The following is a 19,132-nucleotide window of genomic DNA, read 5'->3' on the forward strand; positions in this document are numbered from 1 at the left end:
GGCCGTTCAGAACGGCGAAGTTGAGTAATCGAATCCAGGTTTTATACATTGGGGAATCCTTCAAGGCACCTGGATCCGGTGATAGGGCATCACTACACTTTGCTGGGCGTAATGCTGATTACATCGGCGGTCGGCCCGCAGCCTCCCACAGTTCATAATCCCACCAAGTACGGCTTTCGCCGGACAATACATTGGAGACAGAATTGCCATCTATAACGAATAATTGGTGCTCCTTAGTTGTATAAGGGATTGAAGGCGGATGGTTCATATCGAACGCGGTCTCCTTGACCTTCTCATAGGTACCGTCCTGATGCAGTCTAAAGTAGCCCTGCGGCCTGGAGGTGGCACCATCGCCGTACAGGTTATAGGCCAGAGCGAGCATATCATCACCTTCAACATCGAGTGCGGCCAGGAATTGGACATTCAGGACATCGTTCCATAATCGAATATTGCCATCGCTTCCTAGCCATAGAATCTCGCCGCGTGCGTTCCCGTTCCTAGCGGCCATATACTCGGGGGACCAACTCCATACCCAATTGCCGCTGTCCGTTTTTTTTACGCTCTGAATAGATTGATCGAAGCTTTCAAGCTTCTCGGCTTTACCATTGGCTACAAAATACAAAGAATCCTCGTGAGGCGTGTAGGGAGCAGGAATGTGCAGGTAAGAATAGATGCGTAAAGAGACTAATGTGTTACCGTCGTCCAAAGGGTAGATACGTGCGGATACCCTAGCCCGGTCTTGACGTTCCTCATCCGGGTTGTTGTCATAGTACTCTTTCATCTTATCCAAGGTGGGCTGCAGGGAGAGCAGTGTGACGCCTTCGAAGGTAATAAGGTTATTGTCGATCTGGACGTCCCGGTCCGAAGCAGGCTGTAAGGAGAGTGAAGCCTCCGAATCCTGCATTTTTTGCCAGATGGCGTCTTCCTCCTCCTTGCTGAGCCAGACAGGGTCGCCGGTTAAATCCTTAGCGATTCGGAACATTCCGTTTGTAGCTTGGAAACTAGAGGTTACATATATAGAAGTCTCATCATCGTAGACCACATTCTCCAAGTGCGGCATTTGCGATGTTCGAATGGCGAATCCGTTATTATCATCCCAAGTAGTCTTCCACCCGAATGAATCGACGGCGAAATGCCAAGTCATAGGGAAATACGTGATGTCTTGAAACACGAGTAACGGATACGTTTGGGCACGATTATCGATAGACTCTGTTTCGACAGTCACAGGAAAATTGGCTATGGACGCTGTATAGCTTTCATTCGCAGAGAAGTGGCCGCCCGTCTCCATGTCAAGCTTGGTTTTTGTGCCGGAAAAAGGAGATAGTGTGAGTCCTCCTTCTTCGGACCATGACAGTCTAATGCCCATGCCTTGACCGACATTCCAGGTCATCGGGAAGTAGGTAATATCCTTGTACACGAGCAGCGGATACTCAAGAGTCCGGCTATCGACCTGGATTCCATCCACAGTGACGGGGAAATCAGGAATGTTGACCCTGACATGGACTCCAGGATCTGCGGCTCGAGCGTCCTTCTCACATAGGGACATGCTAGCTAACAGGAGCAAGACAATAACCATCCATTGAATTTTTCTACTCCTCCTCAGGTGAGACACCTTTACCATCAACATGTACGACTCCTCCATCTCATCCATCTACCATAATGGCTAATTAACAGATTGAAACCCATGTATACAGACGGATAATTTGGAAAAAAGTTACTATGAATTTATTTGCTCCAAGCAGACTCATTGAATTCAAAGACCTTATATTATACACTAGTACCTAACTTGCCTTATCTTGACATAAGGCGCAACGTTAGTGGACAGGAGATTCATAGGATGACAACGGCCAAGATGGGCGTGCGGATTCGCATCGAAAGTCGAAGCGCAGGCCAAGCCACCAAGCAAACGGCTGAGGGAGAGCTTTATCTCAAAGGAGAGCATGTCTACATCCGCTACGAAGAGAAGCCTTCCGAGCTGGGAAGAACGGTGACCCTGATCAAGCTGGAAGCGGGTCAGGTCAAAATTATCCGGCAGGGGGACGTCCAGGCGGACCAGACGTTTGTGCCAGGTGAGAAACGGGTAGGCTTTTACCAAACGGCGCAGGGCCGCATGGAACTTGAAATGGAAACTCATGAGCTCACTCAAAACATGGAAGCCGGCATCGGCACTGTGCATTGGAGCTATGACTTATATGCGTCAGGAGAACACGCAGGGCATTATCGGATCAAGCTGAACATTCAGAAGGGGCAGGGGTCATAACGGATGGACATTCTTAATGAAGTAAAAACGACAGTCAAGCAAGCCATACAAGAAGCAATCATAGCTGCAGGCATTGTGGAGGCAGAGCAAATTCCGGATATGGCGCTTGAAGTGCCGAAGGATAAGGCGCACGGCGATTTCGCCACGAACGTGGCTATGCAGCTTACTAGAATTGCGAAGCAAAATCCAAGACAGATCGCCGAGCAAATTATCGCGAGCTTGGATAAAGAAAAGGCTTATATCGCAGAAGCGAACATTGCCGGACCTGGATTTATTAATTTTAAAATGAATAAAAGCTACTTATATCCGATCGTCGGCGAGGTTATGAAACAGGGCGAAGCTTACGGGGCTGTGAATATCGGTAACGGCTTGAAAGTACAAGTGGAATTCGTCAGCGCCAACCCGACAGGCTCTTTGCACCTTGGGCATGCTCGTGGAGCAGCAGTAGGCGATGCGCTTTGCAATGTACTGAGTCTTGCAGGCTATCATGTAACTCGCGAGTATTACATCAATGATGCGGGCAATCAGGTGCTGAACCTGGCAAAATCAATCGAAGCCCGCTATTTGCAGGCGCTCGGGCAAGATGCCGAAATGCCGGAAGACGGTTATTACGGCGAGGATATCAAAGGCTTTGCGGCAGATCTCGCCGCTGAGAAGGGCGACAGTCTGCTGAGCATGCCGGAGGAAGAACGCCGTGCGTATTTCCGCAGCTACGGCCTTGCTAAAGAGCTGGATAAAATCAAACGCGACCTTGGCCGCTTCGGTGTGAAATTCGACGAATGGTTCTCCGAGACGTCCATTTATGAGAACAATCTGATTCCTGGTGTGCTTCAGGAGCTTCGCGACAAGGGGCATATCTTTGAAGAAGAAGGTGCAACTTGGCTGCGGACAACGCCGTTTGGCGACGATAAAGAGCGTGTGTTGATTAAAAATGATGGCTCTTTCACGTACTTGACTCCAGACATCGCCTACCATCGCAATAAATTTGAACGCGGCTATGACCGCTTGATCAATATTTGGGGAGCTGACCATCACGGCTATATCCCAAGAATGAAAGCAGCTATGACAGCCCTTGGCTTTGAAGCAGACCGGCTCATCGTCCTGATCGCACAAATGGTCAGTCTGTTCCAGAACGGGGAAAAGGTCAAAATGTCCAAACGTACCGGTAAAGCTGTTACGATGGAAGACCTGATGGACGAAGTGGGCGTAGATCCGATTCGTTACTTCTTTACGATGCGGAGCATGGACTCCCATCTGGACTTCGACATGGACCTGGCGGTTTCGCAGTCCAACGAAAATCCGGTATTCTACGTGCAGTACGCGCACGCGCGTATTTGCAGTATCTACCGGCAAGCGGAAGAGCAAGGCGTTCAGCTGCTTCCGATTGAGCAAGTCGATCTATCCCGCCTCACAGCGGAGTCGGAATTCGACCTGCTGCGCAAGATCGGCGAGCTTCCGGAAGAAGTCGCGGTCGCTGCCGAGCAGTATGCGCCGCACCGCCTCATCCGCTATGTCTACGAACTGGCGAGCCAGTTCCATAGCTACTACAAAGCCGAGCGCGTCATTACCGACGACGCGCAGCAAACCCAAGCACGCCTAGCGCTGCTCGGCGTGGTGCGCACTACGATCGCCAACGTGCTTCGCGTTGTTGGCGTGAGCGCTCCGGAGCGGATGTAACCTCCGCTCCACATAGCAAGAAGGCCCCGACACGGATCGGGGCCTTCTTGCTTTACGCGAAAGCGCGCGTACTGCGCGCTTTCTTCGAATCCAAGCGCCGCCAGCACAGCAATGGCAGCGGGGGCTGGGCTTCGCCGCCCACCACCAGCCGGTCGGCGTTGCTTTTGCGCCATCGGTGCAAGGCCGGCGTTGCTCCATCGCAGCTTTCTCTGCGGGCGCCGCCCGCCACCAGCCGGGCGTCGTTGCTTTTGCGCCATCGGTGCAAGGCCGGCGTTGCTCCATCGCAGCCTGCTCAGCGAGGCGGCACACTCAAGCAGCCCCCTGCAGTAACGGGGCTTGCCCTGCCCTGCCCCGCCAACCAGTCCGGCGGCGGCTCAGTTCTTCAGCGCGCTCAGCACGCGCCGGGCATTGATCTGCCCGGGCTGCGCTCCCGCGCTGCTGGCTCGCTTACTGAGGCTGATAGAGCTGCGCCTCAGGATGTTCTTGATCTGTTGCGGCCGGAGGGTCGGCTTAACAGCCAGCATCAATGCAACTACGCCGCTGACATGCGCGGTTGCCATTGAGGTACCGCTGAGCTCGTTGTATTTGCCATGAAGCCAGGCGGAATAAATGCGCTCACCTGGCGCATACACATCAATTTGCTTCCCGCGGTTGCTGAAGGGGGCAATCTTTTGGGTACGAGTAGTTGCCCCTACGGCTACAACTTGTGGAAAACGTGCCGGATAATCGATCGTTTTACGTTTGCCGTCATTGCCGGTCGAGGCAATGATAATGGTTCCTCTGTAGTACGCGTTAAGCACGGCATATTCCAGCGACCGATTGTAGGTTTTCATCCCGAAGCTCATATTGATGATGTCTAGCTCATTGTGTACACACCAGTCTATGGCGGCAATAATATCCGATACATAAGCGCTTCCGTTATAGTCAAACGCTTTGACGGGATGAATAATGGCTCTTGGTGCGACACCGATGATACCGTTATGGCGGCTGGCGGCTGCGATCGTTCCCGCGATGTGAGTTCCGTGTCCGTTATCGTCGAAGGGCAGCAGGTTTCGATTTAACAGGTTCACGCCCCTTGCGATGGAATTACGGAGATCCGGATGATTGTAGTCAATTCCCGTATCAATGACGCCGATGCGAATACGCTGTCCCGTCGAACGGCTCCATACATCCGGTGCACCCACCTGATCGACGCCCCAGGGGATAACCTGTGAGCCCATGCTGATATTGCTGCGTCTGCCGGTTGTTCGTTTACTGGCGACTTGATGAACGGTGATTCGCGTATCTTCCTCGATTTCTTTCACCTGCGGGAATTGCTTCAACACGGAAGCGGAGGGCAGCACGCAGGAGAATGCTTGAATAATGGCTAAGTCGCGTACGGACGCCAGATGAACAAACTGGTTTTTCATCTGGTTCAATTGCCTGCTGCAATCGGCATATGCTTGTGCCGATGGGAAGTGGATAATATGCTTTTTGTCGAGTTCCGTTGCAAGACCGATTTCCTCATGAAGCAGTCGAAGAAAGGTGGCTGAATCCATGGACGCCATCCCCCCATTACAGCATAGAATCGAATCTCCCCTATCCTATGTACAGGTCACACTGCCTGACCGTGTGATCGCCTTTTTGAGAAATAAATAGGTTCAAACCCGTGTCAGATGCGTAGGAACTACATAGGATGAATAGAGAGGCATATGAATGCTGTCTCTTTCGAGGGTGCAGGATCCGGCCGCTTGCAGCGGACTGATTCCTGAGGATACAGTCACAAGCGAGGGGGGGCCTTCGCTTGTTTTAATTTCCTGGGTCTTTTGCTTGAGGGCACAGTTGCATTTTTAGAAAAAATAGGTTTTACTTAATGAAGATATTGGATAAGGTAGAATAGAAGAAGTTGAGAATCGGTCGAAGGGATGTGCCTTAGATGAGCAGCGAATATACACTTAAAATTAACGCGGAGCAGGCGCGCGAAATGCCAATGGTGGATCTGGCGTTCGAGTTGTTGAAATCTGCGAATACTCCGTTTTACTACCGTGACCTAATGATGGAAATTGCTAAAATTAAAGGGCTCTCCGATGATGAAGTCATGCAGGTGATTGCCCAGCTATATACGGAAATCAACATTGACGGACGTTTTGCTTGCGTGGGTTCGAACCTTTGGGGACTCAAACGCTGGTATCCTGTTGAAAAATCGGAGGATACTGTAGGGAATGCCAAGCGTCCAAGAATCATCAATGACGAAGATGATGATGATGAGGACATCTATCCAGAAGAAGAAGATACATACGCGGAAGAGGACGAATACAATACATTCGGCGAGGATTCCGAAGAAGAATCCGACGAAGATTCTGAATTCTTTGAGGACGAAGAAATCGAAGAAGAGGATCTTGGCGAGGGAGAAATCGAAGAGTCTGACGAAGAGCTTGAGGACGAAGAAATCGAAGAAGAAGAGGAAGATTCCGATTTTGAAGATGAGGATGAAGACGGCAAATAACTTGTCTTGACAGCGGATATCCCTTCAGAGTAAACTATTGCATGGGCTTTAAAAGAAACTTAACAAATCGCGCTATGCGTTCGAAAAAGTGCCCCGTCACTACGGGTGTCACTTTTTTTGTTTTATTAGGGTTTTTAACCAGTGTTTAATGAGAAAAACAGTTTTTGCAGAAGCTAGTTAAAAGGTTCCTTTTTGGTATTATTCTTACAAACTCATGGAGATTCGGCAGACCGTCGTTTCACTTTAGATCACGGTACTGCCTTCGAATAGTTGTTGTAGCGGCCAACCGGGTTATTTAGCATGACATTCAACTCGTTTAGATCGCTTGACAATGATGGGCTGCTGCGCAAGTTATATCATGCACGGCACATGGATGTTATTCACTTCATTTACGCTTACGAAGCCAGTTTTCTGGCGAAACCGAGCACATGCTTACGAAGTAAGTTTTTTGCCGGCAAAAAACTCAGCATACGCTTACGAAGCCAGTTTTCTGGCGAAAACTTTAGGGAGGCCTACATAATGACAACAAAGTACATTTTCGTGACGGGAGGGGTTGTCTCTTCTCTTGAAAAGGAATTACCGCTGCTTCCTTAGGGAGACTGCTCAAGAACAGGGGATTGAAAGTAACGATCCAGAAGTTTGATCCTTATATTAACGTGGACCCGGGAACAATGAGCCCTTACCAGCATGGTGAAGTGTTTGTTACCGATGACGGTGCGGAGACAGATCTGGATTTGGGGCACTACGAGCGATTCATTGATATTAATCTTTCCAAGGCTTCCAACGTAACTACAGGTAAAGTGTATTCCTCTGTCATTACGAAAGAGCGCCGCGGCGAATATTTGGGCGGGACCGTCCAGGTCATCCCGCACATTACGAATGAGATCAAGGATCGTGTACTCCGTGCAGGCCGTGAAGCGCAATCGGATGTTGTTATTACGGAAATCGGCGGTACTGTAGGCGATATTGAGAGCTTGCCGTTCCTGGAAGCGATTCGTCAAATGAAGAACGATATCGGACGCGAGAATGTGATGTACATTCACGTTACGCTGATCCCTTACATTAAAGCTGCCGGTGAAGTGAAAACGAAGCCGACTCAGCACAGTGTCAAAGAACTTCGCGGTTTGGGCATTCAGCCTCACGTGATCGTGTGCCGTACCGAGTATTCCTTGACGGAAGATATGAAACGGAAGCTCGCGCTGTTCTGCGATATTGATCCGGCTGCTGTGATTGAATGTAAAGATGCAGAAACCTTATACGAAGTGCCGATGAGTGCTGCGCGAGCAGGGCTTGGACGACTATGTATGCAAACACCTTCAATTAAAAACAAATGCTCCGGACATGACCGAATGGGAAAATCTCGTTCGCCGCGTGAAGTCGTTGAAGGAAAAAACGGAAATCGCTATCGTGGGTAAATACGTCGCTCTTCATGACGCTTACTTGAGTATTGTTGAAGCCCTGGGACACGCAGGTATCGATAACGAAGCGGAAGTTAACATCCGTTGGGTCAATGCGGAAGAAGTCTATGATGAGAATGTGGATGAGCTGCTTAGCGGCGTTCATGGAATTCTTGTCCCTGGCGGCTTCGGTGACCGTGGTATCGAGGGCAAAGTCAGCGCGATCCGCTACGCCCGTGAGAAGAAAATTCCTTTCTTCGGCATTTGCTTAGGTATGCAGGTAGCTGTAATCGAATACGCCCGTACCGTAGTGGGTCTTGAAGGTGCGAACAGCTCCGAGATCAACCCGACAACAGCTTATCCTGTCATCGACCTGCTTCCCGAGCAAAAGGACATCGAGAACCTTGGCGGTACTATGCGTCTTGGCTTGTATCCGTGCAAGCTGGTACCGGGCTCCTTGCAGCGCAATCGTATAACGACGAGCTGGTTTACGAAAGACATCGCCATCGTTATGAATTTAACAACGAGTACCGTGAATTGATCGAGAAAGCGGGCCTGCGTATTTCCGGTACGTCGCCGGACGGCCGATTGGTAGAAATGATCGAAGTGCCGGATCATCCGTGGTTCCTGGCGGTTCAGTTTCATCCGGAGTTTACTTCGCGTCCTAACCGTCCGCAGCCTTTATTCCGGGAATTTGTCAAAGCGGCGCTGCAGTTAAGCCGTTAATAGCAGTCTTTTCGCCAGGATTCCCTCCTGTAAACCACTGATTTGTAAAAGTTTGCAATAAACTTTTGACCGTAGGAAGGATATTAAGGACGGACAGCGAATATCTTACATTTAGAAAAAGGGAGTTCGTTATTCGTTTTTGGGAGGGAACCAGGCTTATGAAGAAGAAAGTGTTGATTGTAGACGACCAGAACGGTATTCGTGTACTACTTATGGAAGTGTTCAGCAATGAGGGTTACGATACCTACCAAGCTTCCAATGGTAAGCTGGCTTTAGAAATTGTGAGAAACTCATCGCCTGACCTTGTTTTATTGGATATGAAAATTCCCGGCATGGACGGACTCGATATCCTTAAGCATGTTAAAGCCATCGATCCATCTATTAAAGTCATCATGATGACAGCTTACGGAGAATTAGATATGATTAAAGAGGCGACGGACCTTGGTGCGATCATGCACTTCACGAAGCCTTTTGATATTGATGAACTTAGAATGGCGGTTAATAAACAGCTGAATAACGAATCAAGCAGCGGTTTTGCAGTGGGATCCTAATTATTAGGGTCTTTTTTTATGGCTCCATGCCGTCATTTACCTCTTTATAAATTCTTCAAAATAGAAATGGGACTTGTTTATCATTTGTCCACTTCTGTGCTATAATATGTCAGTATGACAAAGAGCGGTATACACACGCATCTACTACCAAAGGTTCTAGGAGGAAGAGAAACATGGCATTGGTTTCAATGAACGAATTTTTACCTAAAGCAAAAGCAAACAAATACGCGGTGGGTCAGTTCAACATGAACAACCTTGAGTTCGCGCAAGCGATCGTAGAAGCTGCGATCGAATTGAAATCCCCATTCATTTACGGTGTCAGCGAAGGCGCACTGAAATACATGGGTATTGAATTTACTGTAGCTATCGCAGAAGCTGCAGCTAAAAAATCCGGTCTGCCAATCGCTTTGCACTTGGATCACGGCAGCTCCTTTGAAGTAGCGATGAAATGTATCCGTGCAGGATTCAGCTCCGTTATGTTCGACGGTTCCCACTATTCCTTCGAGGAAAACATCCGTTTGACTAAAGAAGTTGTCAAAGCGGCTCGCGCTATGGGCGTATCCGTAGAAGGTGAACTTGGAACAATCGGCGGCGTTGAGGATGATATCAGCGTTGACGCGGAGAATGCGAACCTGGCTAAGCCTGAAGAAGCAATCCGTTTCTATGAAGAAACAGGCGTTGACTGCTTGGCTATCGCAGTAGGTACTGCACACGGTATGTACGCTGGTGAGCCTAACATTCACTTCGACATCATCGAGCAAGTATCCAAAGCGATTCCTGTTCCTGTTGTATTGCACGGCGGATCCGGTGTTCCTGACGAAATGATTCGTAAATCGATTGCAGCAGGCGTTGGTAAAATCAACGTGAACACAGAGAACCAAGTTGCTTGCACAGAAAGCATTCGTGAAGTATTGAACAAAGATGCGAAAGTCTACGATCCTCGCAAATACCTCACTCCAGCTCGTAAAGCAATGATCGACGTGGTTAAATCCAAAATTGAATTGTTCGGAAGCAGCAACCAAGCTTAATTCCAACTGTATAGATCGATGGGAAATGCTATCTGTATGATGGCGTTTCCCTCTTCTGTTTTTTGTTCTTGGGAGAAGTGCGTTCAGCCCGCGCACGGCAAGTATGTTCTTGGTGTAGGGGGAAATGGAAACATGTTGGAGAAATTAATGGTGGCCGGCGGTCGGCCGCTGCGGGGAACGATTCAGATTAGCGGTGCTAAGAACAGTGCCGTTGCATTAATACCTGCTGCAATTCTAGCAGAAACAGCAGTAACTTTGGACAATCTGCCGCATCTTAGTGATGTAGCTACATATACAGAGATTCTAACGGATTTAGGAGCTTCCATTGATTGGAACGAAGATCGAATGACGATTGATCCTTCTCGTATGAGATCGATACCAATGCCCAATGGAAAGGTTAAAAAGCTTCGAGCTTCCTATTATTTGATGGGTGCTTTATTAGGTAGATTCGGAGAAGCGACGATTGGTCTGCCTGGCGGCTGTAATTTTGAGCCAAGACCGATTGATTTGCATATCAAAGGCTTTGAAGCGCTTGGCGCTGTAATCAGTAACGAGAATGGTGCATTGCGAATTCGTGCCAAAGAGCTTCGCGGCGCGAAGATTTATTTGGATATGGCAAGTGTGGGAGCTACGATTAATATTATGCTGGCGGCCTCTCGGGCCAAAGGTTCTACCATTATAGAAAATGCGGCGAAAGAGCCTGAAATCATAGATGTAGCAACTCTGTTGAATTCCATGGGCGCCAGAATTAAAGGTGCAGGTACGGAGACGATCCGGATTGAAGGCGTATCCGAGATGCATGGCTGCCGGCATTCGATTATTCCCGACCGTATACAAGCGGGTACTTATATGATAGCAGCCGCGGCAACGCGCGGAGATGTGACGGTTGACAATGTGATACCGAAGCATATGGAAGCTCTGACTGCGAAACTGCAGGAGATGGGCGTTCACATTTACGAAATGGATGAGTCCATACGGGTTGTCGGACAGCCGGAGTACCAAAGCGTTGACGTAAAGGCGCTTGTCTACCCTGGGTTTGCAACCGATCTTCAATCTCCGATGGCCAGTCTGTTGTCTCAGGCTCGAGGAGTCAGTATTTTAACGGATCATGTCTATAGCAACCGATTTAAACATATTCCTGAGCTGGTGCGAATGGGAGCCAAGATGAAAGTGGAAGGAAGATCCGCAATTATCGAAGGATCACAGTTAAGCTCCGCTAAGGTGAAAGCTACGGATCTGCGCGCCGGCGCGTCGCTTGTGATTGCTGGCTTAAGTGTTCTTACCGGCGGTGTTACTGAAATTTCAGGAGTCGAATTTATAGATCGAGGATACGAAAATCTCGTTTTCAACCTGTCTTCGCTGGGCGCGGAGGTTTGGCGGGAGACTGAGGAATAAATATCCATAAGCTAGGCAATGCTAGCTACTATGTTTCTTGTATACATAGTCAAATTTAATAGTTTGGTGGTTGAATGTAATGAGTATGCCTCTTGCTGAGCTTGAAGCATTAAAGCTAACTGATCTGTATAAGCTAGCAAAAAAAATTTCAGATCCCCTATTACGGGCAGCTTAAGAAAAAAGAACTCATATTTGCAATCTTACGGGCTCAAGCTGCAGAGAGCGGATTGATGTTTATGCAAGGTGTCCTTGAGATTCTGCAGGAAGGCTTCGGTTTCTTGAGACCGATTAACTATCTCCCGAGCTCAGAGGATATCTATATATCGGCTTCTCAAATTCGTAAGTTCGACTTGAGATCTGGAGATGTCGTATCAGGAAAGTGTAGACCGCCTAAGGAAAATGAGAGGTATTTCGGACTTCTGCAAGTAGAAGCGGTGAATGGTGAGAAGCCGGAGACAGCTTCGGAGCGCCTCCACTTCCCGGCACTAACTCCTCTCTATCCACAAACGCGGGTTATTCTAGAAACGACCCCTAACAAGCTTTCAACTCGTATCATGGATATGCTCGCTCCTGTCGGACTCGGACAGCGCGGTTTGATCGTTGCCCCCCCAAAAGCAGGGAAAACGCTGCTGCTCAAAGAAATCGCCAACAGTATCTCCACGAATTATCCCGATATTGAATTGTTTGTGCTTCTCATTGATGAACGCCCGGAAGAAGTGACGGATATGCAGCGCTCTGTTAAAGGAGAGGTTGTGGCTTCTACATTTGATGAGCTTCCTGAAAATCATATTAAGGTAGCTGAGCTTGTAATGGAACGGGCTATGCGTCTGGTTGAACATAAAAAAGATGTGGTCATTTTATTGGATAGCATCACACGCCTAGCGAGGGCGTACAACCTGGTGGTACCTCCTACAGGAAGGACTCTTTCTGGCGGTATCGATCCTGGAGCGTTTCATCGTCCCAAGCGATTCTTCGGCGCGGCCCGTAATATTGAAGAGGGCGGCAGCTTGACGATTCTAGCTACGGCACTAGTGGAAACAGGCTCACGGATGGACGATGTGATTTATGAAGAGTTTAAAGGAACAGGTAATTTGGAGCTTCATTTGGATAGAAAAATGGCAGAACGCCGCATATTCCCAGCTATTGATATTCGCCGTTCAGGCACTCGCCGCGAAGAAGCTCTTCTCGGAAAAGAAGAATTGGAGAAAATTTGGGCTCTCCGCAAAGGTATGAACGACTCGCACGAATATACGGAAGCTTTTATTAAAAAGCTGGGTGACACCAAGACGAATCAAGAGTTTCTGGATTCGCTCGCTTCTCCTTCCTCCCAATCGGGGGCCGGCAGCGGCAAAGGGAAAGTCAAGAATTCGGCATCATAACGAAAGCAAGTCGTATACGATAAGCGAGCTTTTGCTAGAAGCCTCTAAGGAGTACCGTCATGAATTTGGTTTATGCAGACGCGCAGGGACAGGTGTACGATCATCCTGAATACTTTGCGCTCGGTCGAAATGCAGAAATGATCACAGAAATCATGGAGGATGAACTGATTCCTCTTCCTGAAGGAGCAACGTTAGTCAGTCTTCCTTTTACCCGGCCTGTAGGCATCGATGCCGAGACAGGGGAGATGAAGCTGGTAGAAGGCGAATACCATGCGGTTGGGGCGCTGTTGCCACAAGGATTTACTAGACTTTTACTTCCAGGCTATATCAAAACGGATAAAACAAAGGCGCTGCCTTTATTCGGTTATACAGCAGTTGTGTGGAAAGACGAAGGCTTTTATGTAGCCGCCCGTCAAAGCGATAACCCGTATTTTTGGAATCCGGTCCATTGTGACCCGGACGAGCTTGAAGTGCAAGTGAAACGCTTGGTGGATAAATATCCGGAAAATCGTTTGTACGAGCATCTTTCGAACTGTGCGCTCGGCTACGAATGTCTAACCGCATCCAATACGTTCTTGCAGCGCTGGGAGGGAGCAGTTCCCGTCTCGTATTCTTGCAACGCAGGCTGCTTTGGCTGTATCTCGGAGCAGCCGGATGACAGCGGCTTCCCTGCTCCGCAAACCCGAATGAACTTTAAGCCGAAGGTGGAAGAGATCGTTCAGATCATGCTGGAGCATCTGCGTACTCCAGAGAGCATTATCAGCTTCGGTCAAGGTTGTGAGGGAGAGCCGAGCACGCAGGCTGCTCTAATTATAGAAGCCATTAAGCAGGTCCGTGAGCAGACGCAGATGGGATATATCAATATCAATACGAATGCCGGACTGACCGACCATATCCGCGGCATCGTGGACGCAGGCTTGAATCTCATGAGAGTGAGTACAATCAGTGCGCTCGATGATCACTATAATGCGTACTACAAGCCAAGAGCGTACACGCTGAAGAGTGTGGAAAAGTCACTTCGTTATGCTAGTGATAAGGGAGTCATTACTTCCATTAACTATCTGGTATTTCCAGGAGTGACGGACCGCGAAGAAGAAATTGAAGCAATGATCGAATTTGTTCGAAGAACAGGACTAAAGCTTATCCAGCTGAGAAATCTGAACATTGATCCTGAAAGCTACTTGAACCTGATTCCGAAGGCTCAAGGTGAGCTGCTTGGCATGAAGCAGATGATCGAAATTTTCGAGGAGGAATTGCCGGATGTGGTCATTGGTTCCTATACACATACACCGCAATTTTATTCGAAAGGTAAAGCTCTGTCAGGCATCTTGTAGCCACAGATTTGCCAGTTGCAATTCGCGTTATCAGCGTGATATAATCACCATCGTGTGAACATATAACTCTGTTTCAGCAAATGATTCAGGGCGGAAAGAGGTGAACAAGCATGAAAGAGGCGATCCATCCTACTTATCATGTAACCACAGTGACTTGCGCATGTGGTAATGTATTTGAGACAGGCTCCATCAAGCAAAATCTCCGCGTTGAGATTTGCTCGAACTGCCATCCGTTCTTCACTGGTAAACAGAAGTTTATCGATGCAGGCGGCCGTGTCGACAAATTCAAAAAGAAATACGGCATCTAATTGGCATCAATTGTACTGGCGCCAATCGGCATAAGACAACCTCCCTTGTGGTCATCCTAAGCTTAGGCTTAGAGAGCCAAGGGAGGTGTTTTTATGTCTAGCAGATGCCTAACATGGATGAAAGCGGGCGCAGCCTCAATGCTGATTGCTGCATGTGTGACAGGGTGCGGAAATACAAGCGCTGGTGAGGACAAGTATAAAACGCAATCTTACCCGCAGGATGGACTAATGGGCTTGACCAGTGTCAACCCGAACAATCCCTTAACCCTACGTATCATCATTACGCTGACGATACGGAATTGATGAAAGCAGTTCTAGCTCAATTTCCAAACATAGAAAGCTCCAGCATTACCCACAATGGACCAATTGCTAAAGTGAAAATCAAAACCAAGCAGGCCTGACGGCACCGCAAGTAGAGGAACTTCGTTCTCAAATTCAAATGGCTTTGTCTACGAATATGCCGAGGTATAACGTTGTTGTTCAAATGAACAAGTAATGGCACATTTTCCCCTCGGGTTGCTATTTAAGAATCAATCAGCTATACTTAGTTTTACCGTGCTAGACGGGGAGGTAGCGGTGCCCTGTAGCTCGCAATCCGCTGTAGCGGGGTTGAATCCCTGTTAGAGGTACTGTGATGTGGGGTCTGGCTCTTGCACGTGGTGTTGAGAGTCGGGTCCTTCGCAATGAATGCTCGTGAACCCGGTCAGGTCCGGAAGGAAGCAGCCGTAAGCGAGATGTTTCATGTGCCGAAGGGTTGCCTAACTTGAGCTAACGACAAGAGTTCGCTCATATCATTTTATCAATAACAGGTGCACGGTATACTTTCTTAGCAAATTATGTTGAACTTAATGGAAAACGCCTTACAGGCGTTTTCTTTTTTTGTCTATAGAAGGAAAATTATTCAAGGAGGGAGAATCAGTATATCAAAGGAAAGATTGTAAACGTTTACGATTAGGGGTGTTGCATATTGTCCAAGCCAAATTCTCAACATTATCAAGTATCCGTAGATGAAGTGCACAAACTATTGAATGAGTCCTTACGCGTCAATATGCTCATGGCAGATGAGAATGAGCGAATCATTCTAGCAAGCGGTCACTTACTCACATATACCGGATACTCCGCGGAGGAACTTACGTCTCATTTCACGTTCAGTCAGTTGTTTAAAGTGAAGGGCTCACTTAGAGAACTGTATACAACTCACTTTGAACAGCCGGGGGACGCGAAGGATTGGCCTCAAGGAGTTATGTTGGGGAAAAATGGCGAAAAGACACCATATCAGTTTTCCATTCTAAGGCTCATACAGGATGGGGAACTCGTGTATCTGGTAACTTTTAAGAATTACATAGAAAGGCCGCAGTTAAGCTTGCTTCAAAAATTTGCCGATAGGTTCTTGCAGGATGTTAACTTAGGGGTTCTGTTAATCAGTATGGATTTCAAGCTTGTTGATATTAGTGATATGGCCTGCAGAATTCTTGGCTTCGAGAGAGAGCATATCCTCAACAAGTCGCTGGACGAAGTATTTGTCACAGTGCCGAGCGAGCATCGACTGGTACAGCGATCTATTCTGAACGGGGTGGTCGTTCGAAATTATGCTGTTTCCTGGACGAACAACAATGAACGGTATGAACTGCTGTTGGATTCCAACGTACTCAAAGATAGTCAAGGGGGCTGGTGGGAGCTTACATTATCTTCAAAGATGTCACCAATCTGCGGTCATTAGAGGAAATGGTGCAGCGAAGCGATCGATTGGCGATGATCGGACAAATTGCAGCGGGAACAGCCCATGAGATTCGTAATCCGCTTACCTCGATCAAAGGCTTTTTGCAAGTATTGAAGAGAACCTTCGAAACGCAAGGAATGAGCAAGGAACAAAATTATACGGATGTAATGCTGGCGGAAATTAATCGAATCAATGAGCTTGTCAATGAATTTCTGCTGCTTGGCAAGCCGAAGCATATTGCTTATGAGCAAACGGATGTATCCGAGGTCTTGAGCGAAATTCTTCCCATCATTAACAATGAGGCAGTTCTTCATAACGTTCATCTTCAATACAAGGCATCAACGCACTTACCTGAAGTGATAGCGGATCGTGAGATGCTGAAACAAGTGTTTTTAAATATTTGCAAAAATGGTATCGAAGCTATGGTGGAAGGTGGGACATTAACAATCTCAGAGAGCGTAGAGACATCCGATCATTTTGTGTGTATCGACGTACATGATACTGGACCAGGAATTCCTTCGTTTGTCATTGATAAAATTTTTGATCCGTTCTTTACGACCAAGGATGAAGGCACCGGTTTGGGACTTTCTGTCTGTCAACGAATTATTCATGATATGGGTGGTATGATTCGAGTATCCTCCAAAGGATATGGAACTACTTTTACAATCAGCATCCCTTATCCTTGATCATCTGTTTCAATCCATAGGGGGGTTATAGTATAATAGGTTCAATAATTCGATAGAAGAATTATTGGAGAGGGACATTATGGCACATATCGCTCTATACCGAACTTGGAGGTCGCAGACGTTCCGTGAGGTTGTGGGACAGAAGCACATTACCCAAACGCTGCAAAATTCGCTAAGGGAAAATCGACTAACACATGCTTATTTGTTTAACGGTCCGAGGGGGACTGGTAAAACAAGTACAGCCAAAATATTAGCTAAAGCTGTCAATTGCCTGAATGGACCATCGGAAGAACCTTGTAACGAGTGTTCTGCATGTACGCGGATCACAGAAGGGGTTGTGATGGACGTCGTTGAGATTGATGCTGCATCTAACCGCGGCGTTGAGGAGATTCGGGACATTCGTGATAAGGTGAAGTACGCTCCCACAGAGGTTAGGCAAAAAGTGTACATCATAGATGAAGTGCATATGCTGACGACGGAAGCCTTTAATGCGCTCCTGAAGACCCTTGAAGAACCGCCCGCCCACGTTATGTTTATACTGGCCACTACGGAACCGCACAAAATCCCCGCTACCATTATTTCGCGCTGTCAACGCTTTGATTTTCGAAGAGTATCGATGGAGGAGCAGGTTCAAAGGCTGCAGTACGTCTGTGAGCAGGAGGATATCTCTATTAACGAGGAAGCTCTCCATTATATCGCCCGTCTATCTGATGGAGGCATGAGAGATGCGCTCAGCCTGCTCGATCAAGCGGCCTCTTTCGCTACGGGGGAAGTGCAGCTTCAAGATATTCTTTCGATTACAGGGGGAGTTGCAGCCGATCAGTTCGAGAAGTTGGTACTGGCGATCAAGGATAAGGAGTTAGGGACTGCTTTAGAATTGGTGGATACCTTCATGCAGGAAGGCAAGAGCGCTGATAAATGCATGGAGAATCTCATTGACTACTTCCGCGATCTGCTGATGGTCCGGATGGTTCCGGGCTCTCCCGTGATTAGTGAACGTGTGTTTGATATGGAGAAGCTTCGCGAAGTAGCGGGTCATTTTACCCCAGCAGCAATGATGGGGATTATCGAAACGCTAAATCACTATCAAAGTGAAATGAAATACTCCGTTCAGCCGCAGACTTTACTTGAAATTGCAATTATGAAAGCAAGCGGGGACCACATGACCACACCGGCAGGTTCGGCATCTCCGGGTCCATCCTCATCGTCCGGACAAGGGGATTTAATTGCTCAGTTAACGAAAAAGCTGCAATTGCTTGAAGAACAGGTAGCAGGACTGGTAAAATTGGGTTTGAACGCAGCGCCGCGAGACGCGATATCCAAACCGGCCGCACCAAGAAGTCCTCTAACAGCGGCTCCGCCGAAAAAGTCGGGCATCAAGCTGGATGGATATCTGAAAGCTGCTGATGGCGTTGAAACCAAGAATGTGCTTATGAAATGGAGTCAAATATTAGGCACGGTCAAGGAACGGAAAATTACGGTTCATGCTTGGTTTGTTAACGGTGATTTAGTTTCCGTACTGGATGACACCGTTCTAGTGGCATTTAAGAATGAGATGCATCGTAATACAACGGAAAAGCCAGAGAACAAACAATTAATTGAGCAAGTGTTGTCGACTGTACTTGGCAAACCTTTCAAACTGCTGACGATCATGCGTAAAGAGTGGGACGACGCTTCAAGTGAGACTGCAGGTGCACCTCAAGAAATGATGGAGATGGAACAGCAGGATGAAGCGGGGGGAAGCCGCAGGAACAGTGGATTTCCGAGGCCATACAGTTATTTGGTGAGGATTTAGTCAAAATTAAAGAAGATTAAGCGTGAGTAGCAAAGGAGCAAATACGACATGAATAATATGAATCAAATGATGAAGCAAGTGAAGAAAATGCAAGAACAAATGATGAAGGCGCAAGAAGAGCTGGGTAGCAAAACGATCGAAGGCTCCGCAGGCGGCGGTGTTGTATCTGTTGTCGTGAATGGTCACAAAAAAGTGCAAAGCATCACTATTAAACCGGAAGCTGTTGATCCGGACGATGTAGAAATGCTGCAGGATCTTGTGTTGACTGCCGTCAATGACGCGATGGCCAAAGCGGAAGAACTGGCTAACAAAGATATGGGTAAGTTCACGGGCGGTATGAACATTCCAGGCTTATTCTAGTATCAGCAACCGATAGTTGATGTGCGAATCT

General features: G+C 47.9%; 14 protein-coding genes, 1 other RNA gene and 3 pseudogenes. 16 read left to right on the top strand and 2 right to left on the bottom strand.

Annotated elements, in window-relative coordinates:
* Positions 1-118: 118 nt before the first annotated feature.
* Positions 119-1,627, bottom strand: a complete 1,509-nt coding sequence (locus L0M14_RS29855) for a hypothetical protein (RefSeq protein ID WP_235120018.1) — start codon at positions 1,625-1,627, stop codon at positions 119-121.
* A 210-nt stretch (positions 1,628-1,837) separates the two neighbouring features.
* On the opposite strand from L0M14_RS29855, the gene L0M14_RS29860 reads away from it, so the two are divergent.
* On the top strand, positions 1,838-2,260 hold the full coding sequence (locus L0M14_RS29860; protein WP_235120020.1) for a YwiB family protein: 423 nt from the start codon (positions 1,838-1,840) through the stop codon (positions 2,258-2,260).
* Between the two features lie 3 nt (positions 2,261-2,263).
* Positions 2,264-3,937: an arginine--tRNA ligase gene (argS, locus tag L0M14_RS29865; protein ID WP_235120022.1), complete on the top strand. Its 1,674-nt coding sequence runs from the start codon at positions 2,264-2,266 to the stop codon at positions 3,935-3,937.
* A gap of 374 nt (positions 3,938-4,311) precedes the next feature.
* On the opposite strand, the gene L0M14_RS29870 is transcribed toward argS, so the two are convergent.
* Positions 4,312-5,475, bottom strand: a complete 1,164-nt coding sequence (locus L0M14_RS29870) for a S8 family peptidase (RefSeq protein WP_235120024.1) — start codon at positions 5,473-5,475, stop codon at positions 4,312-4,314.
* 377 nt (positions 5,476-5,852) lie between these two features.
* Here L0M14_RS29870 and rpoE point away from each other — a divergent pair, with 377 nt between their 5' ends.
* The 14 genes and pseudogenes from rpoE (at position 5,853) to L0M14_RS29940 (ending at position 19,101) form a co-directional block, all read left to right on the top strand.
* Positions 5,853-6,422, top strand: a complete 570-nt coding sequence (gene rpoE, locus L0M14_RS29875) for a DNA-directed RNA polymerase subunit delta (RefSeq protein WP_235120026.1) — start codon at positions 5,853-5,855, stop codon at positions 6,420-6,422.
* Between the two features lie 519 nt (positions 6,423-6,941).
* A pseudogene (locus L0M14_RS32155) lies at positions 6,942-8,545 on the top strand (CTP synthase).
* 158 nt (positions 8,546-8,703) lie between these two features.
* Positions 8,704-9,096 (top strand): response regulator, encoded by a 393-nt coding sequence (locus L0M14_RS29890; RefSeq protein WP_235120029.1) that lies wholly within the window; start codon positions 8,704-8,706, stop codon positions 9,094-9,096.
* A gap of 173 nt (positions 9,097-9,269) precedes the next feature.
* The gene (fba, locus tag L0M14_RS29895; RefSeq protein WP_235120036.1) at positions 9,270-10,124 is read left to right on the top strand and encodes a class II fructose-1,6-bisphosphate aldolase; all 855 of its coding nucleotides are present in this window, start codon (positions 9,270-9,272) and stop codon (positions 10,122-10,124) included.
* Positions 10,125-10,259: 135 nt separating this feature from the next.
* Positions 10,260-11,519, top strand: coding sequence for a UDP-N-acetylglucosamine 1-carboxyvinyltransferase (locus L0M14_RS29900; protein WP_235123075.1), 1,260 nt, complete (start codon positions 10,260-10,262; stop codon positions 11,517-11,519).
* A gap of 79 nt (positions 11,520-11,598) precedes the next feature.
* Positions 11,599-12,898: pseudogene (rho, locus tag L0M14_RS29905) on the top strand (transcription termination factor Rho).
* A gap of 59 nt (positions 12,899-12,957) precedes the next feature.
* Positions 12,958-14,232 (top strand): radical SAM family protein, encoded by a 1,275-nt coding sequence (locus L0M14_RS29910; protein WP_235120037.1) that lies wholly within the window; start codon positions 12,958-12,960, stop codon positions 14,230-14,232.
* A 110-nt stretch (positions 14,233-14,342) separates the two neighbouring features.
* A complete protein-coding gene (rpmE, locus tag L0M14_RS29915; protein WP_235120038.1) occupies positions 14,343-14,540 on the top strand; it encodes a 50S ribosomal protein L31 in 198 nt (65 codons plus the stop codon).
* 93 nt (positions 14,541-14,633) lie between these two features.
* Positions 14,634-14,843: a hypothetical protein gene (locus L0M14_RS29920; RefSeq protein WP_235120039.1), complete on the top strand. Its 210-nt coding sequence runs from the start codon at positions 14,634-14,636 to the stop codon at positions 14,841-14,843.
* A gap of 250 nt (positions 14,844-15,093) precedes the next feature.
* An RNA gene (gene ffs / locus L0M14_RS29925) (signal recognition particle sRNA large type) lies at positions 15,094-15,357 on the top strand.
* A gap of 150 nt (positions 15,358-15,507) precedes the next feature.
* Complete coding sequence (locus tag L0M14_RS31755; protein ID WP_311198805.1) at positions 15,508-16,260, top strand: PAS domain-containing protein; 753 nt, start codon at positions 15,508-15,510, stop codon at positions 16,258-16,260.
* A complete protein-coding gene (locus L0M14_RS31760) occupies positions 16,212-16,946 on the top strand; it encodes an ATP-binding protein (protein ID WP_311198806.1) in 735 nt (244 codons plus the stop codon). Before L0M14_RS31755 ends, L0M14_RS31760 begins: the two co-directional genes overlap by 49 nt.
* 79 nt (positions 16,947-17,025) lie before the next feature.
* A pseudogene (gene dnaX / locus L0M14_RS29935) lies at positions 17,026-18,761 on the top strand (DNA polymerase III subunit gamma/tau).
* Between the two features lie 28 nt (positions 18,762-18,789).
* Positions 18,790-19,101 (top strand): YbaB/EbfC family nucleoid-associated protein, encoded by a 312-nt coding sequence (locus tag L0M14_RS29940; RefSeq protein ID WP_235120041.1) that lies wholly within the window; start codon positions 18,790-18,792, stop codon positions 19,099-19,101.
* The last annotated feature ends 31 nt before the right edge of the window (positions 19,102-19,132 follow it).

Origin of the sequence: Paenibacillus hexagrammi (assembly GCF_021513275.1) — a bacterium.
GTDB classification, from domain to species: domain Bacteria; phylum Bacillota; class Bacilli; order Paenibacillales; family NBRC-103111; genus Paenibacillus_E; species Paenibacillus_E hexagrammi.